This window comes from Methylobacterium phyllostachyos (assembly GCF_900103445.1).
GTDB lineage: Bacteria > Pseudomonadota > Alphaproteobacteria > Rhizobiales > Beijerinckiaceae > Methylobacterium > Methylobacterium phyllostachyos.
The window spans coordinates 337,356-361,352 of sequence record NZ_FNHS01000005.1; the positions used below are offsets into that span (position 1 = coordinate 337,356).

Annotated in this window: 28 protein-coding genes; 9 read left to right on the plus strand and 19 right to left on the minus strand. The window is 69.5% G+C overall.

Annotation, left to right across the window (positions count from 1 at the left end; all coding sequences use genetic code 11):
- Positions 1–282 precede the first annotated feature (282 nt).
- Positions 283–528 carry a hypothetical protein gene (locus BLQ49_RS10515; protein WP_091715635.1) on the minus strand — a complete coding sequence of 82 codons (246 nt, stop codon included), beginning with the start codon at positions 526–528 and terminating at the stop codon, positions 283–285.
- Positions 529–734: 206 nt separating this feature from the next.
- Between BLQ49_RS10515 and BLQ49_RS10520 the strand changes: the two genes are divergently transcribed.
- From BLQ49_RS10520 to BLQ49_RS10555, 8 genes are read left to right on the plus strand one after another with little or no spacing between them, the layout of a single operon-like run.
- Positions 735–1,229: a chemotaxis protein CheW gene (locus BLQ49_RS10520; protein ID WP_091715637.1), complete on the plus strand. Its 495-nt coding sequence runs from the start codon at positions 735–737 to the stop codon at positions 1,227–1,229.
- 6 nt (positions 1,230–1,235) lie between these two features.
- A complete protein-coding gene (locus tag BLQ49_RS10525; protein ID WP_091715639.1) occupies positions 1,236–2,738 on the plus strand; it encodes a CheR family methyltransferase in 1,503 nt (500 codons plus the stop codon).
- Positions 2,738–3,301, plus strand: a complete 564-nt coding sequence (locus tag BLQ49_RS10530) for a chemotaxis protein CheW (protein WP_091715640.1) — start codon at positions 2,738–2,740, stop codon at positions 3,299–3,301. Before BLQ49_RS10525 ends, BLQ49_RS10530 begins: the two co-directional genes overlap by 1 nt.
- A gap of 36 nt (positions 3,302–3,337) precedes the next feature.
- Entirely contained in the window at positions 3,338–5,011 is a 1,674-nt protein-coding gene (locus BLQ49_RS10535; RefSeq protein WP_091715642.1) for a methyl-accepting chemotaxis protein, read from the plus strand.
- 10 nt (positions 5,012–5,021) lie between these two features.
- A complete protein-coding gene (locus BLQ49_RS10540) occupies positions 5,022–7,310 on the plus strand; it encodes a hybrid sensor histidine kinase/response regulator (RefSeq protein WP_091715644.1) in 2,289 nt (762 codons plus the stop codon).
- Between the two features lie 14 nt (positions 7,311–7,324).
- Positions 7,325–8,374 (plus strand): chemotaxis-specific protein-glutamate methyltransferase CheB, encoded by a 1,050-nt coding sequence (gene cheB / locus BLQ49_RS10545; RefSeq protein ID WP_091715645.1) that lies wholly within the window; start codon positions 7,325–7,327, stop codon positions 8,372–8,374.
- Positions 8,371–10,095 (plus strand): response regulator, encoded by a 1,725-nt coding sequence (locus tag BLQ49_RS10550; protein ID WP_208859035.1) that lies wholly within the window; start codon positions 8,371–8,373, stop codon positions 10,093–10,095. The genes cheB and BLQ49_RS10550 overlap by 4 nt, the downstream gene beginning before the upstream one ends.
- A complete protein-coding gene (locus BLQ49_RS10555) occupies positions 10,092–11,978 on the plus strand; it encodes a response regulator (RefSeq protein ID WP_091715647.1) in 1,887 nt (628 codons plus the stop codon). Before BLQ49_RS10550 ends, BLQ49_RS10555 begins: the two co-directional genes overlap by 4 nt.
- A gap of 491 nt (positions 11,979–12,469) precedes the next feature.
- Here BLQ49_RS10555 and rplQ read toward each other — a convergent pair whose 3' ends face one another.
- The 5 genes from rplQ to rpsM form a co-directional block, all read right to left on the minus strand.
- Positions 12,470–12,880 (minus strand): 50S ribosomal protein L17, encoded by a 411-nt coding sequence (rplQ, locus tag BLQ49_RS10560; RefSeq protein WP_091715648.1) that lies wholly within the window; start codon positions 12,878–12,880, stop codon positions 12,470–12,472.
- A gap of 199 nt (positions 12,881–13,079) precedes the next feature.
- Positions 13,080–14,099, minus strand: coding sequence for a DNA-directed RNA polymerase subunit alpha (locus tag BLQ49_RS10565; protein WP_010686165.1), 1,020 nt, complete (start codon positions 14,097–14,099; stop codon positions 13,080–13,082).
- A gap of 109 nt (positions 14,100–14,208) precedes the next feature.
- The gene (locus BLQ49_RS10570; protein WP_091715716.1) at positions 14,209–15,081 is read right to left on the minus strand and encodes an MBL fold metallo-hydrolase; all 873 of its coding nucleotides are present in this window, start codon (positions 15,079–15,081) and stop codon (positions 14,209–14,211) included.
- Between the two features lie 34 nt (positions 15,082–15,115).
- The gene (gene rpsK / locus BLQ49_RS10575) at positions 15,116–15,505 is read right to left on the minus strand and encodes a 30S ribosomal protein S11 (protein ID WP_007557606.1); all 390 of its coding nucleotides are present in this window, start codon (positions 15,503–15,505) and stop codon (positions 15,116–15,118) included.
- A 170-nt stretch (positions 15,506–15,675) separates the two neighbouring features.
- Positions 15,676–16,044: a 30S ribosomal protein S13 gene (gene rpsM, locus BLQ49_RS10580; RefSeq protein ID WP_010686168.1), complete on the minus strand. Its 369-nt coding sequence runs from the start codon at positions 16,042–16,044 to the stop codon at positions 15,676–15,678.
- Between the two features lie 251 nt (positions 16,045–16,295).
- Here rpsM and BLQ49_RS10585 point away from each other — a divergent pair, with 251 nt between their 5' ends.
- A complete protein-coding gene (locus BLQ49_RS10585) occupies positions 16,296–16,652 on the plus strand; it encodes a hypothetical protein (RefSeq protein ID WP_091715650.1) in 357 nt (118 codons plus the stop codon).
- A gap of 186 nt (positions 16,653–16,838) precedes the next feature.
- On the opposite strand, the gene BLQ49_RS10590 is transcribed toward BLQ49_RS10585, so the two are convergent.
- The 13 genes from BLQ49_RS10590 to rplN all read right to left on the minus strand — a co-directional run bounded on the left by BLQ49_RS10590 (position 16,839) and on the right by rplN (position 23,809).
- Entirely contained in the window at positions 16,839–17,069 is a 231-nt protein-coding gene (locus BLQ49_RS10590) for a hypothetical protein (protein WP_091715652.1), read from the minus strand.
- Between the two features lie 93 nt (positions 17,070–17,162).
- Positions 17,163–17,765 (minus strand): adenylate kinase, encoded by a 603-nt coding sequence (locus BLQ49_RS10595; RefSeq protein WP_091715654.1) that lies wholly within the window; start codon positions 17,763–17,765, stop codon positions 17,163–17,165.
- A gap of 168 nt (positions 17,766–17,933) precedes the next feature.
- On the minus strand, positions 17,934–19,280 hold the full coding sequence (secY, locus tag BLQ49_RS10600; protein WP_091715656.1) for a preprotein translocase subunit SecY: 1,347 nt from the start codon (positions 19,278–19,280) through the stop codon (positions 17,934–17,936).
- A 145-nt stretch (positions 19,281–19,425) separates the two neighbouring features.
- The gene (rplO, locus tag BLQ49_RS10605; protein ID WP_091715658.1) at positions 19,426–19,929 is read right to left on the minus strand and encodes a 50S ribosomal protein L15; all 504 of its coding nucleotides are present in this window, start codon (positions 19,927–19,929) and stop codon (positions 19,426–19,428) included.
- A gap of 10 nt (positions 19,930–19,939) precedes the next feature.
- Positions 19,940–20,131, minus strand: coding sequence for a 50S ribosomal protein L30 (gene rpmD / locus BLQ49_RS10610; protein WP_020096280.1), 192 nt, complete (start codon positions 20,129–20,131; stop codon positions 19,940–19,942).
- A gap of 12 nt (positions 20,132–20,143) precedes the next feature.
- Entirely contained in the window at positions 20,144–20,731 is a 588-nt protein-coding gene (gene rpsE / locus BLQ49_RS10615; protein WP_091715660.1) for a 30S ribosomal protein S5, read from the minus strand.
- A 155-nt stretch (positions 20,732–20,886) separates the two neighbouring features.
- On the minus strand, positions 20,887–21,249 hold the full coding sequence (gene rplR, locus BLQ49_RS10620) for a 50S ribosomal protein L18 (RefSeq protein WP_091715662.1): 363 nt from the start codon (positions 21,247–21,249) through the stop codon (positions 20,887–20,889).
- Positions 21,250–21,259: 10 nt separating this feature from the next.
- On the minus strand, positions 21,260–21,793 hold the full coding sequence (rplF, locus tag BLQ49_RS10625) for a 50S ribosomal protein L6 (protein ID WP_091715663.1): 534 nt from the start codon (positions 21,791–21,793) through the stop codon (positions 21,260–21,262).
- Between the two features lie 22 nt (positions 21,794–21,815).
- A complete protein-coding gene (gene rpsH / locus BLQ49_RS10630) occupies positions 21,816–22,211 on the minus strand; it encodes a 30S ribosomal protein S8 (protein ID WP_091715665.1) in 396 nt (131 codons plus the stop codon).
- Between the two features lie 10 nt (positions 22,212–22,221).
- Positions 22,222–22,527, minus strand: coding sequence for a 30S ribosomal protein S14 (gene rpsN, locus BLQ49_RS10635; protein ID WP_010686179.1), 306 nt, complete (start codon positions 22,525–22,527; stop codon positions 22,222–22,224).
- A gap of 40 nt (positions 22,528–22,567) precedes the next feature.
- A complete protein-coding gene (rplE, locus tag BLQ49_RS10640; protein ID WP_091715666.1) occupies positions 22,568–23,134 on the minus strand; it encodes a 50S ribosomal protein L5 in 567 nt (188 codons plus the stop codon).
- Positions 23,127–23,441 carry a 50S ribosomal protein L24 gene (gene rplX / locus BLQ49_RS10645; RefSeq protein ID WP_091715668.1) on the minus strand — a complete coding sequence of 105 codons (315 nt, stop codon included), beginning with the start codon at positions 23,439–23,441 and terminating at the stop codon, positions 23,127–23,129. Before rplX ends, rplE begins: the two co-directional genes overlap by 8 nt.
- The gene (rplN, locus tag BLQ49_RS10650) at positions 23,441–23,809 is read right to left on the minus strand and encodes a 50S ribosomal protein L14 (RefSeq protein ID WP_007557579.1); all 369 of its coding nucleotides are present in this window, start codon (positions 23,807–23,809) and stop codon (positions 23,441–23,443) included. Before rplN ends, rplX begins: the two co-directional genes overlap by 1 nt.
- Between the last annotated feature and the right edge of the window lie 188 nt (positions 23,810–23,997).

A 23,997-nucleotide genomic window follows, 5' to 3' on the forward strand; every position in this document is an offset into this window, starting at 1 on the left:
CCCCTACCCTGCCCCGTCGCCCATCGGGTCGGGCCGTGATGCTGGGATGTTCGTTTTCGAACATCGCGTTTGGCGCTGCCGCGTTTCGACGGGCGTGGGCCGCCCGTTGGCACCACGCAAAGTCCTCTGCGGACACCGCGCCGGTCCGTCGGCGGAACTATGGTTCCGGATAGCCCGACGTCAAACACATGCTGGGCTTCGGGCATGAAAAAGGCCTGCCGCGGATACGGCAGGCCCAAGCAACGGAGGCCCGGCCGCCTTTCGGCGGCGGGCTCCGCGCCATCACATGTGGTGACGCATCCGGCGGTGATGCTTCATCATCCGCTTGTGCTTCATGCGCTTGCGCATCATCGGCCGCTCGGTCGGTGCGGCGCCCCGCTCCATCGCGGTCGCCTCACCGGCGCGCTCCATGCCGCCGCGCGGGCCGCCGGCCTGCGAGCCGGAGTTGTTGTACGGCGCGTTGCCCTGGGCATAGGCGGAGCCCGCGAGCAGCGTCAGCGAGGCCGCGGCCAAAAGAAGTTTCCTCATCGTCCATCCTTGACCTAGACCGGCGCGGGCGAGGCGTCACCCGACGGAGGACCGGCTTTGCTGTGTCGGAAAATAAGCGGCTGAGGCGAGACTTGGTTCCCCGCGACGAGAGGGCCTGCGGGTTGGGTGATTGCCGGAGGCGTTGACTCGGCCTATTGCGCCAGCCGTCCCGGCTGCGCCGCGACCACGTTCATGGGGGACAGGCGGTGGCCAGCAGCGGGACGGCCTATCTCCTCCTCGACGTGGCCGGCACGCCCTGTGCCCTCCCGCATGCTGCAGTCGCCGAGATTCTGCCGCTGCCGGACCTTCACATGCCGCCCGCCGCCGGAGGCTGGCTGACGGGCTTCCTCAATCTCGGCGGCACGCCGATCCCCGTCATCGACCTTGCGGCCCTGCTCGGCCTGGTGGCGACCGCATCTGCCGACAGCCTCTACGCGCATCTCGTCCTCGTCCGGGGTGCGGCTGTCGCGTATCTCGTGGACCAGGCGGCCGACCTCGTGACGGTCCCCGAATCTGCGGTGCGGCCGACCGGCGAGGCGGGGACGCTCAACGGTTGCGTGACGGCCGAACTCGTCCTGGGCGAACGTCTCGTCCACGCGCTGGCCCCTGAGCGCCTCCTGACCGCGCAGGAGCAGTCCCGGATCGCGGCGCTGACCCGGGCCGCCGCCGAGCGCCTCGCCGCTCTGCCCGATTCCGTCTGATCCGCGATGTCCCGTCCCGGGTCTCCCTTGCCCGATCCGGGCACCGATCCCGCCTACGCGGCGCTGAAGGCGCGGATCATCGCGCGCACAGGTCATCATTACTACGCCGACAAGGACGACCTCCTGATCGAGCGGCTGCGCCGGCGTTTCCGCGATGTCGCGGCGGCCGATTGCATGGCCTACGCCGCCCTCCTGTCGGACGGCGTGCGGGGCGAAGCCGAATGGGCGCGCCTGGAGGCCGAGATCACCGTCGGCGAGACGTTCTTCTTCCGGTATGCCGAGCAGTTCCAGGCGCTGCGCGGGCGGATCCTGCCGGAGCTGATCGCCGCCCGGGCCGCCGAGCGGACTCTTCGGATCTGGAGCGCGGGCTGCTCGACGGGGGCCGAGCCCTACTCCCTGTCGATCCTGGTGCAGGAACTCCTCGGCGACGCGCTGCCGGATTGGCGGGTCTCGATCCTCGGTACCGACATCAGCACCGAGGCGCTCGCTACTGCGCGCGCCGCCGAGTACGGCCGCTGGGCCCTGCGCACGATGCCGCCGGACGAGCGGCTGCGCTACTTCACACGCCTGCCCCCCGCCCCCGGCATCCGGCGGGAGGGCGGCTACGCCCTGCGCCCGGAGTACCGCGGGCGCGTGCGGTTCGAGCGCGGCAACCTGCTGACGCTGGTCGAGCCAAACCCGCCGGGGGGCGAGCCTTACGACCTGATCCTGTGCCGGAACGTCCTGATCTATTTCGACGCCCGGACGGTGACCGCGGTGGTGCGCGGCCTCGGACGAAGGCTCCGGGCGGATGGTTGGCTGCTCCTCGGCCATGCGGAGCCGAGCCCGGCCTTCTCGGGCTTCCTCGATGCCGTCAGCCTGCCCGGGACCGTGGCCTACCGTGCCCGGCCGGATGCGGCGGTGATTCCTGTGGTGCCGGCCGCGCCAGCGTTGCCGGTCCTACCTGTGATACCGCCGGGCATCGGAGCCGAAGGGTTCACGCCGACCTGGGTGCCCCCTTGGGTGCCGACCGGTGCGCCAGCCGTTCCCCCGGCCGAGGGAACGAGGCCGCCCGTCCCGCCAGCCGAAACCGTGGCTGAGGAGCGTGCGCCCCCCCCGGTCTCCGACCGCGACCGGATCCGCGCCCTGGCGGATATCGGCGAGACCGCGTCCGCATGGCGGGCGCTACGGGTCGCCCTCGATCGCGATCCGACCGATCCCGTCTTGCGGTTCTACGAAGGACTCCTCGCCCGGGCGCTGGGCCGCGACGCGGAAGCCGAGCGGGCGCTGCGGGCGGCCCTCTATCTCGACCGCGGCTTCGTGATGGCCCACTACCACCTCGGGTTGTTGCTTATCGCCCTCGAACGATCGAGCGAGGCGGCCCGCGCCCTCGACAACGCCATCGCCCTGAGCCAAGCCCTGCAGCCGGATGCGGTGCTGTCCGAGGGTGACGGCGCGTCTGCTGCCGAGATTGCCGCCGGGGCATCCGCGATCCGCGCGGTGCTCGACCGCGACAGCAGGGGTTCCTGATGAGGGCACGCCAGAGCGGTGTGGACGGCGGCGCGCCGGCGCGGCCTCGCCCGGCGCGGGACATCAGGGCCGAGCGCGCGGCGGCGTTGGCGCGGCGGAGCACCGCCGCGGCAAACGTCGATGCCGGCCTCGACCATCTCGTCTGTGTCTGCGGGGGTGAGCGCTACGGCCTGCCGCTGGGCGCCGTCGCACAGGTGCTGCCGATGCGGTCCGCCACACCCATGCCGGGCGCGGTGCCGGCGCTGATCGGCCTCATCGCCGTCTCGGGACGGATCGTCGGCGTGCTCAGCCTCGCCCGGGCGCTCGGCCGGCCGGATCCGGAGGCCGAAGCAGGGCATCTCGTGGTGCTGCGCGGCGCCCCGTCCCATCAGCCCCTGGCCCTGGCGGTCGATCGGGTGCTGGGCATCGCCCGCGCGGCCGACGTGTCCGCCGGGCAATCCCCGGATCCCGACGGGTTGGGCAACGACGCCGCTTCGGGCTATGCCCCCGGGACGGCGGCCGCCGACCGCCCGGACTTCGTCATCGTCGATCTTCCCCGCCTCCTGCGCCGCGCCCTGCCCTGACGGGCAGCCGGAACCCAATCGGAGCCAGCCCCGACCGTGACCCTCTCGATCGGAAGACGCATCCTCCTCGGCTTCTTCGCCGTCACGGTGGTGATCGTGGCGCTCGGCTTCTATGCGCTGGAGCAGATCGGCGCGGTGCGCGACACGACCGACGCGATCGTGCGGCGCGACATGACGGTCTTGCGCCAGCTCGACGACCTCGGCAACGAGGCCCGCGACCTCGGGCTGCTGCGCCGCACCGCCGTCATCGCGATGCTGATGCAGGCGCAGGGGCGGACGGCGCGCACCGACGACACCGTGGCGGCATGGCGCCAGACCGCGACCCAGATCGAGAACCGGCTCACCACGACGATCCAGCTCGCCACCGAGTACCGCGCCTACTCGGCCTCCGCCGAGCGCGTGGCCTCCTGGGACCGGATTGCCGCGGCAGCCGCCGAGGTGCAGCGCGCCTTCCGCGAGGTCCGGAGTCTCGGCGAGGCGCAGTTCGCGGCCATCGCCAAGCAGGACGTCCCCGGCGTGGACGCCCGCAACGACGAGATCACCCGCCTCCAGGCGCCCTTCCTGGAGGGGATCAAGAACCTCAGGACCCTGCTCGATGGCGGCATGGCGCTGGGGCAACGCGCCGCCCAGGAGGTCTACGATCGCTCGCGCCTCTCGATCTACCTGACCCTCGCCGCCGCGATCGCGCTGGCGATCCTGGTCACGTGGCTGATCAGCCGCGCGGTGGTGCGACCGCTCGAGACCGTCATGGCGTTCGTGGAGCGGGTCGGCGGCGGGGATCTGTCGGGCCAGCTGACAATCAGCGGACTCGACGAGATCGGCCGGCTCGCCACCACCCTCAACGCCATGGTGGCGGGCCTCTCGGACCTCGCCAAGACCAACCGGGCCGCCACCGCCGACCTCAACGCCGCCGCGACCGAGATCCGCGCCTCGGCTCAGGAACAGGCGGCCTCCGTCGAGCAGCAATTCGCGGCCGTGCAGGAGACCGCCGCGACGGTCGACGAGATCACCCATTCGGGCGCGCAGATCAGCAAGCGCGCCACCGAGGTGATCGCCACCGCCCAGGCCACCGCCCAGACCTCCCGGCAGGGGCTGCGGGCCGTCTCCGACACCGCCAAGGCCATGGACGCGATCCGCGAGCAGGCCGAGGCGGTGGCCGGCAACATCGTCAGCCTGTCAGAGAAGACCCAGACGATCGGCGACATCATCGAGACGGTCAACGACATCTCGGAGCGCACGCATCTCCTCGCGCTGAACGCCGCCATCGAGGCGGCGGCGGCGGGCGAGAGCGGGCGCAGTTTTGCGGTCGTCGCCTCCGAGATGAAGCTGCTCGCCGATCAGGCCAAGGCGGCGACTGGCCAGGTGCGCGGGATCCTGGGCGAGATCCAGCGGGGCATCAACACCTCGGTGATGCTGACCGAGGAGGCGGTGAAGCGCGCCGCCGCCGGCAAGACCCGCTCCGACACGACGCAGCGGACCATCGAGGAGATCACCGCCCGGGTGGAGGAGAACGTCCAGACCTTCCAGCAGATCGTCGCCTCGACGAACCAGCAGCAGCTCGGGATCGAACAGGTGATGGGCGCGCTCCAGAACATCCGGCAGGCCAGCCAGCAGACGGCGGTCGGCACGCGGCAGGTTGAATCCGCTTCGGCCAACCTCACGGAGCTGGCCCAGGCGCTGATGGCGCTGGCCGAACGCTACCGGCACTGAGGCCGGGCGCTTGGCTCAGGACATCCGCCAGCTCCTGCTCGCTGCCTTCGATGTCGAGCACCGGGAGCATGTCACCGCGATCCGCGGGGCGCTCGGCAGCGCCACGCCGGACTGGAACGACGTGTTCCGCCGGGCTCACAGCCTGAAGGGGGCGTCGCGCGCCGTCGATCTGCCGGCGGTCGAGGCGGTCGCGCACCGCCTTGAGACGCTGTTCGAGAAGGTCCGGACCGGTGCCACCGCCCTCGACCGGGAGGCGGCCAACGCTGTCCACCTCGCCCTCGACCGGATCGAGGCCTACGTCGCCGGCCTGCAGGACGGGGTCGGGCCCGACATGCCGGCCGACGCCCTGGCGGCCCTGGGGCAGGTCCTCGGGCTGCCGGGCGAGACGGCCGCCAAGCTTCAGCCGTTGGCCGATCCCGCCCCGCAAGCCGGGCCAGCTCCGGAGGGCGGGGCGCCGGCCCCCAAGCCCCAGGGCTCGCTTCCCAAGCCCACGGCACCCGCACCCGCACCCGAGGCGCTGGCATCCAAGCCGCCGCCTGAGCCGGCCGATCCCGGCGCCGCCTTCCTGCGCGTGCCCGGCGAGGCCGTCGAGGCGATGGCGCGGGCGAGTCACGACCTGACCAGCACGCTGGCCGGCCGCACCTCGGCGGCTGAGAGCCTTGCGCGACTGGCCGGGCTCGCTCGGGATCTGCGTGTCCGGGCGGAGGTGCTCGCTGCCGGGGCGGATACCGACAGGACCGACTTACGCAGCTTCGCGGCCGAGGCCGGCGCCTTCGCCCGGGAAGCGTCGGACCTGGCCCGGCGCCACGCGGTGGCCAGCAGCGCCATCGACGGGGCAGCCGCTCAGGTCCGTGCGGCTGCCGAACGCCTCGCTCTGGTGCCGGCCGAGACCGTCCTTGCCCCGCTGGCCCGGTCCATCCGCGAGACCGCCCGGGAGCAGGGCCGCGAGGTCGATCTCGACCTGCGCGGCCTCGACCTGCCGGTGGAGCGCGGTACGCTCCAGGCGCTGAAGGACCCCCTGCTCCACGCCCTGCGCAATGCCCTCAGCCATGGCTGGCAGAGCCCGGAGCAGCGTCGCGCGGCCGGCAAGCCCGAGGCGCTCGGGCTCGGGTTGGCGGTGGTGGTGCGCGGCGCCCAGCTCAATGTCACGGTGTTCGACGATGGACCGGGACCCGATCTCGCCCGGATCGAGACCGTCGCCCGGGAACGCGGCCTTCTCGCCCCGGAGGCGAGCCCCGATCCCGAGACCCTGCTGCGGCTCGTCTTCGAGCCCGGTTTCTCCACCGCGGGGGCGGTCGATACCCTGTCGGGCCGCGGCTACGGCCTCGCGGTGGCGGCGGATGCGGCGCGCCAGCTTCTGGGCAGCGTCCGCCTGGAGCCGCGCACGCCGTCCGGCACCGCGCTGGTCTTCAGCCTGCCACTCTCGGCGGCCCGGCGCAGCCTGCTGCTGGTCGAGGCGGGCGGACGCAGCTACGCGCTGCCAGGCAATGCTGTCGAGCGCCTGCTGCGCCTGAAGCGGGCCGATCTGCCCGTGGCGATGGGACGCACGATCCTGAGGTTCGGTGCGGGCGATGCGGCCACGAACCACCCGGTCAGCGACCTCGCCGCGCTCCTGGGTCAGGCACCCGACGCGGAGGATCCCGAGACCCTGCTCGCCGTGGTGCTGCGGGCCGGCGGCGGGCGTCTGGCGCTTGCCGTCGACCGGCTGCACGATGTCCGCTCCCTCCTGGTCCTGCCAGCCCCCGCCTTCGGCACCGATCCGGGCCTGATCGCCGGCACGGCGGTCCTGCCCGGCGACGTCCCGGTGCTCCTCCTCGACCCCGAGGGGCTTGCGACACGCGCGGCTGTCGCGTCGTCGTTCGGAACGATGGCGCAGGCTCCACGTTCGACGACACGCGCGCCGGGCGACACGGCGACACGGCCCTCCGCGCGGGCGACCATTCTGGTCGTCGATGATTCGATCACCACCCGGACGTTGGAGAAGGGCATCTTGGAAGCGGCCGGCTACCGTGTGGTTGTCTGCGTCGACGGCCAGGACGCCCTCGACCGGCTGCGCGCCGAGGTCGAGCCCGTGGACCTTGTCCTGGCCGACGTGGAAATGCCGCATCTCGACGGGTTCGGCCTGCTCCAGGCGCTGCGGGCCGATCCGCGCTTCGCCCGGCTGCCGACGATCCTGATGACCTCCCGCGGGGACGCCACCGACGTGGCCCGGGGTCTCGACCTCGGGGCCGACGCCTACCTGACCAAGCAGACCTTCGACCAGGGCCAGCTGCTCGCCACGATCGGGCAGCTCCTGTGACCCCGGTCCGCGTCATGCTCGTCGAGGACAGCCTCGTGGTGCGCGAGCTGTTGCGCCACATCGTCTCCCGCGATCCCCGCCTCGAGATCGTCGCCGCGGTCGCCTCCGGCGAGGAGGCCCTCGATAAGCTCCGGACCGCCCGTCCGGACGTGATCTCCATGGATATCCGCCTGCCCGGCATCGACGGGCTGGAGACGACCCGCCGGATCATGGCCGAGCACCCGACCCCGATCGTCGTGGTGGCGGATTCGGTCGAGGATTCGTCCCTGCGCATCTCCATGAACGCGCTGCGCGCTGGCGCGCTGTCGGTGGTCGAGAAGCCCGTGGCCACGACCCATGCGGGCTACGAGGCGGTGGCGGGGGAGATCTGCACGCAATTGCGGATCATGGCCCAGGTCCCGGTGATCCGCCGTCGGCCGATCGGCAGCGAATGGGCGGGCCGCACCACCGCGGCCTCCTACGCCCCACCGGCCGACCTGCCAGGCCTTGCACCCAGCATCCTCGGGCTGGGAGCCTCAACGGGCGGGCCCCCGGCGCTCGCCAAGGTCATCGGCGCCCTGCCGAAGGACTTCCCGCTGCCGGTGCTGGTGGTGCAGCACATGGGCCCGGCCTTCATGGACGGGTTCGCGTCCTGGCTCGACAGCGTCGTCACCTTGCCCGTCGGCCTCGCCCGGGAGGGGGAGCGGGCCGAGCCTGGCCGGGTCTACGTGGCGCCCGGGGACCGGCATCTGGAACTCGGATCGGGCCGGATCCTGCGGGTGGTCGATGCCGCTCCGGTTTCGGGACAGCGCCCGGCTGCCACCGTCCTGTTCCGCTCGATGGCCCGGCAGGCCGGCGCTTCGGGAATCGGGGTGTTGCTCACCGGCATGGGCGAAGACGGGGCCGTCGGGCTGGCCGACATGCACAAGGCCGGCGCTCAGACCGTCGCCGAGCACGAGAGTACCGCAGTGGTCTACGGCATGCCGGCGGCGGCGGTGCGCCTCGGGGCGGCCCGCGCCGTCCTGCCCCTGGACCGGATTGCCGACCACGTCCTGCGACTTGCCGAACCGGGATTGCGGCCGTGACGGAGGCCCTGGCCGGCCCGCCGGAAGGACCTGCCCGGATCCTGCTGGTGGAGGATTCGGAGACGCAGGCCCTGGAGCTGCGCCTTTTTCTGGAGTCCCACGGCTTCGCGGTGGAGCGCTGCGCTTCGGCAGAGACCGCCCTCGACCATCTCAACCGGAGCCAGCCGGACCTCGTGGTGGCGGATTACCACCTGCCGGGCATGAACGGCGACGAGCTGATCCGGCAGATGCGCCTGTCCCTGCGCACCCGCGCCCTGCCGGTCCTGATGCTCACCGGCGGCAACGGCGGCGAGCGCCAGGGGCTTGAGAGCGGCGCCGATGCCTATCTGCCGAAATCCGCCGATCGCGACCTGATGATCCTGCGCATCCGCGCCCTGCTGCGCGAGCGCCGACCGGCCGGCGAGGCCGAGGGGCCGGGCGCGGCCGCCTTCCGGCGCGGGCGGATCCTCGTGATCGACGGCAGCGCCACCTACCGGACCTTCCTGGCCGGCCTGATGGCCCAGGACGGGCACCATGTGGCGAGCGCCGACGGTCCTCAGGCCGCGCTCGCCGCCTTGGACGCGCTGGCGGACGGGGAGCCGTTCGACTGCGTCACGGTCGATCTCCTCGGTCACGCCTATGACGGGCTCGCCCTGTGCCGGGCGATCAGCGAGCGGCGCTCCGGCCAGGCCGCGGGGGCGGGCTTCCACCTCGTGGGCATTGCCGGCGGTGATCCGGCCAAGGATTTCCTGGTCGAGGCCTACGCCGCGGGCGCCGACGACGTGGTGTCGAAGACCGACGCGGAGGTCCTGGCGCTGCGGGTCCGCGGCTTCGTCCGCCGCCGCCTGCTGGAGGAGGACGACCGGCGCATCGCCGGCCAGTTCGGCGAGCGGGAGCGGGCCGTCGAGCGCGCCCGCGCCGAGGCCGAGGCCGCCGAATCCCGGGCGCGCCTCGCCGACGCGCTGGAGCGGGCCAACCGCGACCTCGCCCATGCCAACCGGCAGCTCACCGAAGCCCAGGCCAAGCTGGTCCAGGCCGCCAAGATGGCTTCGCTCGGCGAATTGGTCGCCGGCATCGCCCATGAGATCAACAACCCGCTCGCCTTCATCCTGGCCCACCAGGGCACGGTGGAGCGCCTCCTCGGTGAATTGCCGGAGGCGAACCCGGAGGCCGCCGCCCGGGCCGTCGAGAAGGCCCGCCAGCGGGTCGGCTCGATGCGGATGGGGCTGACCCGGATCCAGGATCTGGTGTTGAACCTGCGGAAATTCTCCCGCCTCGATGAGGGCGAGCGCGCCCTCGTCAACGTGCCGGAGGCGATCGAGACCGTGTTGGCCCTGATCCAGCACAAGCTCGGCGACCGGATCGTCGTCGAGCGAACCTTTCACGGCCGGGCGGAGATCCACTGCACCCCGGCCCTGCTCAATCAGGTCGTGATGAACATCCTCGGCAACGCCGCCGACGCCATGCCGGGGGGCGGCACGATCCGCATCGATACGCGTTCGACCGAGGATCTCGACGAGATCCGGATCAGCGATACCGGTCCTGGTATTCCGGAAACCCTGCGTGAGAAAATCTTCGAGCCGTTCTTCACAACCAAGCCGGTCGGGTCCGGTACGGGGCTTGGTCTTGCGATTGCCTATAGCGTCGTTCAAGCGCATAGCGGCTCGCTCACCGTGGAGACGGCCCCGGGTGGGGGAGCCTGCTTCGTGATCGGGATCCCGCGGCAGGCGGCCAGTGTATGACTGACGGTACGGCAGGTGTAGGGACGATCCTGGCCGTCGATGACGAGCCGGACATCCTGATCGCCCTGGAGGATCTGTTCGAAGATTCCTACCGGGTGCTGACGACCTCGCGCCCCGCCGAGGCGCTGGAGATCCTGCGCGCCGAGCCCGACATCGCCGTGGTGCTCTCGGACCAGCGCATGCCGGGGCTGACCGGCGACGCGCTGCTCGCCGAAGCCCGAACCTTCCACGACGCGCAGGCGATCCTGCTCACCGGCTATGCCGACATCACCGCGGTGATCGCGGCGCTCAACCGCGGCGGCATCGTCGGCTACGTGACGAAGCCCTGGGATGCGGCCCTGCTACGCTCAACCGTCCGGCAGGCTTTCGAGCGGTATCGCCTCAGCCGGGACCTCGCCACCGAGCGGGCGCTTTTGCGCGGTCTGCTCGACCATGCCCAGGACGCGATCAGCTTCAAGGACGCCGAACGGCGCTTCGTGCGGCTCAACGCCCGCAAGGCGGCCCTCCTCGGCCATGACATCGCCGCCTGCCTCGGCCGGCGCGAGGAGGATATCCTCGGCGCCAGGGGGGCTGCCAGCGCCGAGCCCGATGCGGCGGCGATCCGGGCCGGCACGGTGGCCGAGGTCCTCGTCAGCGACGGCCCGACCGGCGCCGAGCAGTGGAGCTACGTCACCCGGGTGCCGATCCGCGACGCCGGTGGCGCGATCAGCCACCTCGCGGTGATCGAGCGGGACGTGACCGAGCAGCGGATCCTGGAGGGCCGCCTGCGCCAGTCCGACAAGATGCAGGCGCTCGGCACGCTGGCGGGCGGGATCGCCCACGACTTCAACAATCTGCTGACCGCGATCCTCGGCAGCCTGGAACTGGCCGGGCCGAAGGTCGCCGATCAGCCCCGGGTCCAGCGCCTGATCGAGAATGCCCGCGGGGCGGCCGAGCGCGGCGCTTCGCTGACAAAGCGCCTCCTCAGCTTCAGCCGCGCCCACGACCTTCAGGCCCGGGCGGTGGACGTGAACGCCCTGATCGTGGGGATGAGCGACCTGTTCGGCCGCAGCCTTGGCGGGCATGTCACCGTGCGGACCGACCTCGAAGACGGCCTGCCGGCGGTGCAGGTCGATCCCGAACAGCTCGAACTCGCCGTCCTCAACCTGTGCATCAACGCCCGCGACGCGATGCCTGAGGGCGGCGCCATCACGGTGGCGACCCGGCGGCTCGGCATCACCGGGGATCCCGAGATCGCCGATGGGGCCTATCTCGGCGTCAGCGTCACGGACGAAGGCACCGGCATCCCGGAGGAGATCCTGCGCCGGGTCTGCGAGCCGTTCTTCACCACCAAGGCGGTGGGTCAGGGCACCGGGCTCGGGCTCGCCATGGTGTTCGGCCTCGCCCAGCAATCGAAGGGCCGACTGGTGATCGACAGCAAGGTCGGTCAGGGCACGCGCGTCGAGCTGGCTCTGCCCTTCGCCGAGGCCGGTCCGGAGTGGCTCGCCCCGACGGCGCACCCGGCGCCCGTCTCGGCCCGGCGGGCGCGGATCCTGATCGTGGACGACGATCCGCAGGTCCGGCACGTCACGGCCTCGTTCCTCACCGGCTTCGGGCACAGCATCACGGAGGCGGGCGATGGCGACGCGGCTCTGCGCGCGCTCCACCGCGACCGCTTCGACATCGTGGTGGCCGATCTCGCCATGCCGGGCATGAGCGGCGTCGAACTCGCAGCCGCGATCCGCGAGCGGAAGCCGGGCCTGCCCGTGCTGATCCTCACGGGCCATGCCGACGCGATGCACATCCCGGAGGATCTGCCGGTACTGGCGAAGCCGTTCCGCTCGGCCGACCTCGCGGACCGGGTCTCCCTGCTGCTCGATGCGGCGGACACGGGATCCCACTGAACCGTTCGGGAACCGACCGGCTGCCGGCTCATTGTTCCCTCACCGGAGCCTAGCGCCCGGGTTACGAAGAGGAGGTGGACCATGAGCAATCACGGCATCTTCCCGCGCCGCAGGCGCGACAACGATCTTGATCAGGACGCTCCACCGGACGCGTATCAGCAGGGATAGAAGTTTTCGGATCGCGGCGCCGTTGAGTTCCCGGTCCCAGGCCGAAGGGATCGTTCGAGCGAGCTCCGGCAGACCATCCGAGACGTGGACCCTGCTTCAGACCCGTCGGCGCGAGCCGGCGGGTTTTTTGTGATCCGTGCATCGTGACCGCGGGCGCAGCACAGCGACCCAAAGTCAGCGGGCATTTTCCGAGCCGGGCGCGCTGCCTCAGATCGCTTTGCTGCGCCCGCAGGAATGCGAAGCACCGCGCAATGCAAGAAGCCGCCCCGGGGAACCGGGACGGCTTCTTGACGATAACGGGGGCCGGGAGGCCCGTTTGAGGATCAGGCGGCCTCGGCGACCTGGCTCGGACCGGAATCCTTGCCGCGGGCCTCGACGTCGCGATCGACGAACTCGATCACCGCCATCGGGGCGTTGTCACCCTGGCGGAAGCCGGCCTTCATGATCCGGCAGTAGCCGCCCGGACGACCCGCGTAGCGCGGCCCGAGCACCGTGAAGAGCTTCTTCACCATGTCGGCGTCGCGCAGCTGCGCCATCGCCAGACGGCGGGTGTGGACGCTGTCGATGCGGCCCAGCGTGATCAGCTTTTCGACGACCGGACGCAGGTCCTTCGCCTTCGGCAGGGTGGTGACGATCTGCTCGTGCTTGAGCAGCGCGACCGACATGTTGGCGAACATCGCCTTACGATGCTCGGCGGTGCGGTTGAAACGACGGCCGCGATAACCGTGACGCATGGTGCTGGCTTCCTTCTGGTCTCGGCCGCCGTGCCACGGTACGGCCGGGTGCCCCGAAAACAGGGCGGTTGATTCCGCATGACCCCGCGGCGGGATTCTGTGGGACTTCGCGTCGGCTCAGCGAAGTCCCGGGTCTCAATCAGCCAAACGAGCCGCGTTGGAGAGCGCCGCCCCGTTCAGCCCAAGGCGGCTGCGCCTCTCAGTAGTGCTCCTCGAAGCGCTTGGCGAGATCCTCGATGTTCTCCGGCGGCCAGCCGGGGATGTCCATGCCGAGGTGCAGGCCCATGCCGGCGAGCACTTCCTTGATCTCGTTGAGCGACTTGCGGCCGAAATTCGGGGTCCGCAGCATCTCGCCTTCGGACTTCTGGATCAGGTCGCCGATGTAGACGATGTTGTCGTTCTTCAGGCAGTTCGCCGAACGGACCGACAGCTCCAGCTCGTCGACCTTCTTGAGCAGCGCCGGGTTGAAGGGCAGCTGCGGCGCGAGCGGCGCGGCCTCTTCCTTGCGCGGATCCTCGAAGTTCACGAAGACCTGCAGCTGGTCCTGGATGATGCGCGCGGCGTAGGCCAGGGCATCCTCCGGCGAGACCGCGCCGTTGGTCTCGACCGTCATGGTCAGCTTGTCCTTGTCGAGATCCTGGCCCTCGCGGGTCGTCTCGACGCGGTAGCTGACCTTGGTGACCGGCGAGAACAGCGAGTCGACCGGGATCAGGCCGATCGGCGCGTCCTCGGGGCGGTTGCGCTCGGCCGGGACGTAGCCCTTGCCGGTGGCGACCGTGAACTCCATGCGGATCTCGGCGCCGTCGTCCAGCGTGCAGATCACGAGGTCGGGGTTCAGGATCTGGATGTCGCCGACCGTGCCGATGTCACCGGCGGTGACGAGGCCCGGGCCCGTCTTGCGCAGGGTCATGCGCTTCGGCGCGTCCGTCTGCGAGCGGATCGCGATGGTCTTGATGTTGAGGACGATGTCGGTGACGTCCTCGCGCACGCCCGGGATCGACGAGAATTCGTGCAGCACGCCGTCGATCTGCACCGAGGTCACGGCCGCGCCCTGGAGCGAGGACAGGAGCACCCGGCGCAGGGCGTTACCCAGCGTCGTGCCAAAGCCGCGCTCGAGCGGCTCGGCGACGACCGTGGCGACCCGCTTCGGGTCGTCGCCGGTCGTGACCTGCAGCTTGTTCGGCTTGATCAGTTCCTGCCAATTCTTCTGAATGACCACGATCCTACCTCTCGTCCTTGCCCGGGATCCGCGACGCCCGTTCCCGCGCTTCGGCCGTCCGGCGCAGCCCCCTGGCGCCCCGAACGGTCCCTGAAATCCGTATCCGTCGTTACTCGCCGCCGACCCACAGCACCGGCACGAAGCTGTAACCTGCCCCGTCCCGATCCACGTAGCCGAGCGCCGGGAATTCGAGATGGCCACCGGCGATGAGCGTCCGCTCACGGGCCACCTCGTCCAGGATCCGCTTGCGCGTCTCCCGCGCCTGGTCGCCGTCGACATCGAAGCCGACGCCAGCCTCCGGGTTCTTGAACTGGATCGCCGGCAGGTGCACCACGTCGGTCCACATCATCAGCGACTGTCCACCGGAGACAATGCGAAAACCGCAATGGCCCGGCGTGTGACCGGGCAGCAGGACCGCCGTGATCCCCGGAAGAACCTCGCCGCCCCGATGCTCGCGCACCTTGCCGGCGTAGGGCGCGAGCGCCTTGCGGGCGCCCTCGAAATAGGGCTTGGCCCCATCCGGCGCCCTGGCCAGCGCCGCGTCCGGCAGCCAATGCGCCGCCTCGTCGGCGTGCAGCACGATCTCGGCATTCGGGTAGCGTGCCGCACCATCCTTCACGAGCCCGCCGACATGGTCGGGGTGCAGGTGGCTGACGAGCACCGTGCCGATCTCCTCCGGCGTCACCCCGGTGAGCGCGAGGGCCTCGCCCATTCGACCGAGGGTCGGAGCGGGGGCCAGATCGCCGTAGCCGGTATCGATCAGGGTCGGCGCGAAGCCGGGGCCCGTGATCAGGAAGGCGTTCAGCGTGATCTTGGGCTGCTCGGTGCGGAAACCGGCCAGCTGCAGCCGCCCGGCCTCCTCCTTGGAGATGCCCGTGACAAGATCGAGGCTCGCCTGAAACCAGCCGTCGTTGAGCGCGGTGACCGTGAGGTCGCCGAGGTTCCAACGCAGCACGCCCGGAAGCGGCTTCGATCCCGTCATGAGCTTCTCCGTCAAAGGGTTTCGTTGATCCGGATCAGACGCGGCGGCGCTTGCGCGGCCGGCAGCCGTTGTGCGGGATCGAGGTGACGTCGCGGATCGAGGTCACCGTGAAGCCAGCGGCCTGAAGGGCGCGGAGCGCCGACTCGCGGCCCGAACCCGGGCCCGACACCTCGACCTCGAGGGTGCGCATGCCGTGCTCGGACGCCTTGCGGGCGGCATCCTCGGCGGCGACCTGAGCGGCATAGGGGGTCGACTTCCGCGAGCCCTTGAAGCCCATGGCGCCGGCCGACGACCACGAGATCGTGTTGCCCTGCGCGTCCGTGATGGTGATCATCGTGTTGTTGAACGAGGCGTTCACATGGGCGACGCCCGACACGATGTTCTTGCGTTCGCGGCGGCGGACGCGTTGCGGTTCCTTAGCCATCTTTTTTCACTCTTCCTTCAAACACGCCCGTAACACCAGGCGCTCGGGATTCTGTTGGGACTTGGCCGGAGTGCCCGTGCCGAGCTGCCCAGCCAAAGCCGGGTGCTGCGAGGGACACCGGCACGACGGAGAGGAGGCCGGGCGAAGCACGGCCTCCAAGGTCCAGGAAATTACTTCTTCTTGCCGGCGATCGGCTTCGCCTTGCCCTTGCGGGTGCGGGCGTTGGTGTGGGTGCGCTGGCCGCGGACCGGCAGCTGCTTGCGGTGACGCAGGCCACGGTAGGCGCCCAGATCCATCAGGCGCTTGATGTTCATCGACACTTCGCGGCGCAGGTCGCCCTCGACGAGGTAGTCGCGGTCGATCGTCTCGCGGATCGAGAGAACCTCGGCGTCGGTCAGCTGGTTGACGCGACGTTCGGCGGGGATGTTCACCTTCTGGGTGATCTCCTCGGCCTTCTTGGCGCCGATGCCGTGGATGTACTGAAGCGCGATGACGACGCGCTTGTTGGTCGGGATGTTGACGCCTGCGATACGGGCCACGATCACTCTCCATATGATGCCCGGCGGACCGGGATGATGTCGCGCGCGTCCGGTGGAGGCCGGCCCCTGCGCGCGTGAAACGACAACGCGGCCCGCGGGTGACCCTGGACAGGGTACCTCGGACCATCGTTCGGTTGGACGAAGGTGGGCCTGCTAGCGCGCGGGCGCGCCGATGTCAACGATGGATGGGCGTGTCTTTGCCAAACATGCGAGGAGCGCAGCGTGCAGGTCAGCGTAATCAAGGGGCGAACATGGCGGTTCTGACCAGCGACGGGGCAACCCTACGGACCTTCGCCGACTCGGTGCTGCGCGCCGCAGTCGAGACGCTCGATGAGGTCGTGCCGGTGACCATGGCCGTGATCGGCGGCGTGCTCGCCGAGGCCGAGCCCGGCAGCGTAGCGCTCCAGGACATGGCGGCGGAACCCCCTCTGCTCTGGGCCACCTTTGCCGGGCGCCGCATGGTGTTCCGCTACAATGCGATGACGGCGATGATCGAACTGCGCGACGGGACCACGGAGGGCTACCCGCTCCGCCTGTTCGGCCATCGGTCGCTCCCGATGGACATCATGAACTTCTTCGGCAGCCTGCGCCGCGACGGGCGGATCTAGGCATGAGGCGGACGTGACGGCGGTTCTTGGCAGATCGGTCCCGGCGCCCGATCAGGCTGAAGCGTCGGCGCTCCGGCGGCGAATGCAAAGGGACCTGGGTCGGCAGGCCAACGCTTCGTCCGCCGGTATCATCGGCCGCCGTCGGTTTTCGACGCTGAGCCGGCGGCCAGTTTCTGCGAGACCGGCTTAGCGGAAGCCCTGATTCAGCAGCCGGCAGTAGCCACCGTTGTTCCGGTAGCCCGCCGGGCAGTGGCGGACACAGGTGCCGGCCGCGAATTTCAGCGGAGGCCGACAGGCGTGGCGGAACCGCTTCTGCCTGTACACGAAGGACTGGGCCGGACTCTGCGCCAGGGCAGGCAGGGGGGGAATGGCCACCGCGAGCAGGAGGGTCGCGGTGGCAAGATGGCGGAGCGTCATGGCGGTTCCCAACACGGATGCGCCTCTTAACCTTTCGCTCACGCCGAAGTTTCGCCTCTACCCGATCACCAATCGGTCAACGGCGGGCGGCTATCACGAGGCGACCGCTTCCGCATGCGGCTCCAGCACCGCCATCAGATCAGCCGTGACCTTGTCGATCGGCTGCATGCCATCGACGGTCTGCAGCATGCCCTTTTGGGCGTAGTAGGCCGAGAGGGGCGCCGTCTGGGTGCGGTAAGCTTCCAGGCGCTGCTTGAACACCTCCGGGGTGTCGTCCTTCCGCACGGCCTGGCCGCGGGCCAAAGTCTCGGCGGCGCGATTCTCGATCCGGCCGATGAGCGCGGCCTCGTCCACCTTCAGCTCGATCACGGCGGAGAGCTTGAGGCCCTTGCTGGCCAGCATCTCGCCGAGCGCCTCAGCCTGTGCGACGGTGCGCGGGAAGCCGTCGAGGATGAAGCCGCGGCGCGCATCCGGCTCCTCGATCCGGTCGGCCACGATGCCCACCACGATCCGGTCCGAGACGAGGCCGCCCGATTCCATCACGGCCTTGGCCTCCAGCCCGACCGGCGTGCCGGCGGCCACGGCTGCCCGAAGCATGTCACCCGTCGAGAGCTGCGGGATGCCGAAGCGCTGTACGATCCGCTCGGATTGCGTCCCCTTCCCCGCGCCGGGCGGCCCGAGCAGAATGATGCGCATGGCGTTTTCCTCGTTCGACCCACGCTCCGTGGGCCCATCGGCGGTGGCGAAGCCTCCCTGGCATCGCCGGGTTTGGGGAATGTCTAGCCGGTCCCGGGCGCAGAGGCATCCGGACCTTTAGGCCAGAGTCGGGAGGATACTTGTTTCCGTCCCGTCTCTGTATCAGCCTCAGCGTCGCCGTTGCGTGGTCGAGGCGCCACGCAGCTTCGCCTTCTTCACGAGGCCCTCGTACTGATGCGCCATCAGGTGCCCGTGGATCTGCGCCACCGTGTCCATCGTCACCGAAACCACGATCAGCAGCGAGGTGCCGCCGAAGCCGAGGCTCGCCGCCGCGTAGGACGACAGGATCTCGGGGCACAAACAGACCAGGGTCAGGTACAGGGCGCCGATCACCGTAATGCGCGTCAGCACCTTGTCGATGAAGGCCGCGGTGCGCTCGCCGGGGCGAATACCCGGGATGAAGCCGCCATGCTTCTTCAGGTTGTCCGCTGTCTCCTGCGGGTTGAAGACCACCGCGGTGTAGAAGAACGTGAAGAAGATGATCAGCGCTGCGTAGAGCGCCATGAACAGCGGCGTGCCGTGTCCGAGATAGGCCGTCACGGTGCCGAGCCAGCCGGTGGCACCGCCATTCGCCGAGAAGCTCGCCGCGGTCGCCGGGAGCAGCAGCAACGACGAGGCGAAGATCGGCGGGATCACGCCCGCGGTGTTGAGCTTCAGCGGCAGGAATGAGGTCTGGCCCTCGTACATGCGGTTGCCGACCTGCCGCTTCGGGTAGTTGATCAGCAGCCGGCGCTGGGCCCGCTCCATGAAGACGATGAAGTAAACCAGTGCCACAGCCGCGACGGCCACGCCCAGGATCACCACCGGCGACAGGGCGCCCGTGCGGCCGAGTTCGAGCGCGCCCGCGATCGCCACCGGCAGGTGGGCGACGATGCCGGCGAAGATGATGAGCGACGAGCCGTTGCCGATGCCGCGCGAGGTGATCTGCTCACCGAGCCACATCAGGAACAGGGTGCCGCCGGTCAGCGTGATCACCGTCGAGGCCAGGAAGAACGGGCCCGGGTCGATCGCCGCCGAGGAGCTCTGCAGGCCGATGGCGATGCCCCAGGACTGAACCAGCGCCAGCACCACCGTCAGGTAGCGGGTGTACTGGTTGATGACCTTGCGGCCGGATTCGCCCTCCTTCTTCAGCGCTTCCAGGCTCGGGATCACCGAGGTCAGGAGCTGCACGATGATCGAGGCCGAGATGTACGGCATGATGTTCAGGGCAAAGATCGCCATGCGCTCGACGGCGCCGCCCGAGAACATGTTGAACAGGCCCAGCACGCCGCCCGATTGCTGCTGGAAGTTGCGGGCGAACTGCTCCGGATCGATGCCGGGAATCGGGATGTAGGTGCCCAGCCGGAACACCACGAGGGCGCCGAGGGTGAACCAGATGCGCTTCTTCAGCTCATCGGCCTTGGCGATCGCACCGAAATTGAGGTTGGCGGCAAGCTGCTCGGCGGCTGAGGCCATAAGCGTCGCGTCCTGGACATGTCGCCGGGCAGTCGAGCCCGGATGAAACGAAAAACGGCGGCCCGCGTGGTCGCAGGGCCGCCGCTCGAAGGATCGGCTTAAAGGGTGCGCCGGGCCCGTGCAACGGGTCCCGGAGTCGCCCCCATTAGGCCGTGGCCGCCTCGCTGCCGCCGCGGGTGGAGGCACCCTGGGCGTAGACGGTCGTGACCGAGCCGCCGGCCTTCTCGACCGCCTCGACGGCGGACTTGGAGGCGCGGGTGACCTCGAAGCTGAGCTTCGCGGTCAGCTCGCCGACGCCGAGCAGCTTCACGCCGTCGCGGGGACGAGCGATGATGCCGGCCTCGACCAGGCTCTGAACCGTCACGGTGGCGGCCTTGTCGAGCTTGCCGGCGTCGACAGCCTCCTGAATCCGGCCGAGGTTCACCTCGTTCAGGTCCTGGGCGTAGAGGTTGTTGAAGCCGCGCTTCGGCAGGCGACGATGCAGCGGCATCTGACCGCCCTCGAAGCCCTTGATGGCCACGCCGGTGCGGGCCTTCTGACCCTTCACGCCGCGACCCGCGGTCTTACCCTTGCCGGAGCCGATGCCCCGGCCCACGCGCATCCGGTCCTTGGTGGCGCCGGGATTGTCGCTGATCTGGTTGAGCTTCATCGGGACCTCCTCACGCCACGTCGCCGTGGACGCGCACGAGGTGCGCAACCTTGCGGATCATGCCGCGCACGGAGGGGGTATCCTCCAGCTCGGACACGCGGTGGAGCTTGTTGAGCTTGAGGCCGATCAGCGTCTGACGCTGGCTGGCCTCGCGGCGGATCGGCGAGCCGATCTGCTCGATGCGGACGGTCTTCTGTGCCATCGGACCCTCCCCTTATGCGACCGCGGCTTCGGACTGGTCGGCCGGATCGGCATCGCGGCGACGCGACTGGAGCGTCGACACCTTGATGCCGCGGCGGGCCGCCACGGAGCGCGGGCTGTCCTCGTTCTTGAGCGCCTCGAAGGTGGCGCGCACGAGGTTGTAGGGGTTCGACGAACCCAGCGACTTGGCGACGACGTCCTGCATGCCGAGCGTCTCGAACACGGCGCGCATCGGGCCGCCGGCGATGATGCCGGTGCCCTGCGGGGCCGCGCGGAGGATCACCTTGCCGGCGCCGTGACGGCCGTTGACGTCGTGGTGCAGGGTCCGGCCCTCGCGGAGCGAGACGCGGATCAGGCCGCGCTTGGCGGCTTCCGTCGCCTTGCGGATCGCCTCCGGCACCTCACGGGCCTTGCCGTGGCCGAAGCCGACGCGGCCCTTCTGGTCGCCGACGACGACGAGGGCCGCGAAGCCGAAGCGACGGCCACCCTTCACCACCTTGGCGACGCGGTTGATGTGGACGAGCTTGTCCACGAATTCGCTGTCGCGCTCCTCGCGCTCCTCGCGGCGGCCGCGGCCCCCGCCTTCACGTTCACGTGCCATGTTTTTACCTGTTCATCTCACTGGCGCAGGCGGCGGGCCTGCTCGCTCGATTGATTGTCGAATGCCGGACATACGGAGCACGTCCGACCCGCCGTTGTTCAATGGTCCCGATCGGGCTCGCCGTCGACAGAGGCGCCGACGGCGAGTCCCAAAAATCAGAACTCCAGGCCACCCTCGCGGGCGGCCTCGGCCACGGCGGCGACGCGGCCGTGGTAGATGTAGCCGGAGCGGTCGAAGATCACCTTCGTGACGCCCGCGGCCTTGGCGCGCTCGGCGACCAGCTTGCCCACCGCCTTGGCGGCGGCGACGTCGGCGCCGGTCTTGAGTTCGCCCTTGAGCGCCTTGTCAATCGACGAGGCCGAGGCCAGCGTCTTGCCGGCGAAGTCGTCGATGACCTGCACGTAGATCTGCTTCGACGAGCGGAACACCGAGAGCCGCGGGCGGCCGTTGGCGGCGGCCCGCAGCGCGCGGCGGACGCGCGCCTTGCGGCGATCGAGGGCTTCGAGCTTGCGAGACATGATGCCCTCCTTACTTCTTCTTGCCTTCCTTGCGGAAGATGAACTCGCCCGCGTACTTCACGCCCTTGCCCTTGTAGGGCTCGGGTCCGCGGTATTCGCGGATCTCGGCGGCGACCTGACCGACCTGCTGGCGGTTGATCCCGGAGATCGTGATCTCGGTGGGCTTCGGGGTTGCGATCGTGATCCCGGCCGGGATCTCGTATTCGATGTCGTGGCTGTAGCCGAGCGACAGCTTGAGGGCCTTGCCGGCCATCGCGGCGCGATAGCCGACGCCGGTGATCTCGAGCTTCTTCTCGAAGCCCTTCGACACGCCCTCGGCGATGTTGGCGATCTGCGCGCGCGACGTGCCCCACAGGGAGCGCGCCGGCTTGGACTGGTTGATGGGCTGCACCTCGATGGCGCCGTCCTTCATCGCCACGTTGACGAGGCCCGGAACGTCGAACGACAGCTCGCCCTTCGAACCCTTCATCTTCACCGTCTGACCGGTGACCGTGGCGGTAACGCCTGCCGGCACGGGGACCGGCTTCTTGCCTACGCGAGACATGGGATAACCTCCTCCGTCCCGATCAGAACACGGTGCAGAGCACTTCACCGCCGACGTTGCGCTCGCGCGCCTCGTGGTCGGCCATGACGCCCTGCGGGGTGGAGACGATGGTGACGCCGAGGCCATCGGCCACGTGCGGCAGCTCACCGACTGACGAGTAGACCCGGCGGCCCGGCTTCGACACGCGCTTGATCTCGCGGATCACGGGGCGCCCGTCGTAGTACTTGAGCTCGATGGCGAACTCGGTGCGGCCGTTGCCGAGGTCCGTCGCCGCGTAGTCGCGGATGTAGCCCTCGGCCTTCAGCACGTTCAGGACGCTGGCGCGCAGGCGCGAGCCTGGCGTCTGAACGACGTTGCGACGGCGCAGCTGGCCGTTGCGGATGCGGGTGAGCATGTCGCCCACGGGATCGTTGACCATGGGGACCTCCTTACCAGCTCGACTTGACCAGGCCGGGGATCAGGCCCCGGTTGCCAAGCTCACGCAGCGCCACGCGCGAGATGCCCATCTTGCGGTAGTAGGCGCGCGGACGGCCGGTCATGCCGCAGCGATTGCGGATGCGGGTGGCCGACGAGTTGCGCGGCAGTTCCGCGAGCTTGAGGCGCGCCTCGAAGCGCTCCTCCATCTCGAGGGCATCGTTGTTGGCGATCTCGAGGAGCGCCTTCCGCTTGGCCGCGAAGCGCTTCACCAGCGCCTTGCGGGCCTCATTCTTCTCGACTGAGCTTTTCTTCGACATATCGTCTATCTCCGGTGTCCGCGTCTGAAGCCCGAGGGCTTCACTGCCGGAACGGGAACTGGAAGGCGGCGAGCAGGGCCTTGGCCTCGGCATCGGTCTTGGCGGTGGTCGCCACGACGATGTCCATGCCCCAGGTCTGCTCGGCCTTGTCGTAGGAGATCTCCGGGAACACGAGGTGCTCCTTGAGACCCAGCGCGTAGTTGCCGCGGCCGTCGAACGAGCGCGGGTTCAGGCCGCGGAAGTCACGTACGCGCGGCAGCGCGATGGTGATCAGCCGGTCCATGAACTCGTACATGCGCTGCTTGCGCAGGGTGACCTTGCAGCCGATCGGCATGCCCTCGCGGACCTTGAAGGTCGCGATGGCCTTGCGGGCCTTGGTGATGACCGGCTTCTGGCCGGCGATCAGGGCTAGGTCGCCCGCAGCCACGGAGGCCTTCTTGGAATCCGCGGTCGATTCGCCGACGCCCATGTTGATCACGATCTTCGTGATCTGCGGCACTTCCATGGGATTCTTGTAGCCGAACTGCTCGATGAGCTTCTGGCGAACCACCTCGTCGTAGTGCTTGCGCAGGCGTGGGGTGTAGGCGTTCTTGTCGGCCTCAGCCATCGATCTGATCCCCCGTGGTCTTGGCGAACCGGACCTTGCGCCCGTCTTCGAGGATGCGGAAACCCACGCGGGTCGGCTTGCCGTTGGCGTCCGCCACCGCGATGTTCGAGAGCTGGATGGCGGCCTCCTTGGAGATGATGCCGCCCTCCTGGTTCTGGGTCTGCTTCTGGTGCTTCTTGATCAGGTTGATGCCGCGCACGAAGGCCCGGCCTTCCTTCGGCAGAACCTGGATCACCTCACCCGAGCGACCCGAGTCCCGGCCGGTGAGCACGACGACCGTGTCGCCCTTCTTGATCTTGGCGGCCATCACAGCACCTCCGGAGCCAGGGAGATGATCTTCATGTGGTTGCGGGCGCGGAGTTCGCGCGGAACCGGTCCGAAGATACGGGTGCCGATCGGCTCCTTCTGATTATTGATCAGGACCGCCGCGTTCTTGTCGAAGCGGATCACCGATCCGTCGACGCGCTTGACGGCCTTGGCCGTGCGAACGACGACCGCCTTCATGACGTCGCCCTTCTTGACGCGACCGCGCGGGATCGCCTCCTTGACGGAGACGACGATCACGTCGCCCACGCCGGCATACTTGCGCTTCGACCCGCCGAGGACTTTGATGCACATAACGCGGCGTGCACCCGAGTTGTCGGCGACGTCCAGATTCGTCTGCATCTGGATCACGTGCGTGACTCCTTGTTTCAGGCGGGTTTCCGCACGCGGGCGGTATTGCCCGGCGGACGACGCCTGATGGGGATCTGACGTCCCCGGCTCATGTGTTCGACCGCGCTGGCGGTGTCGAAGGGACACCGGCGCGGTCACCGCGTTCACAGGGTGCGAGCACCCATCGAATTTCTCGCGAAGGCCGGGCG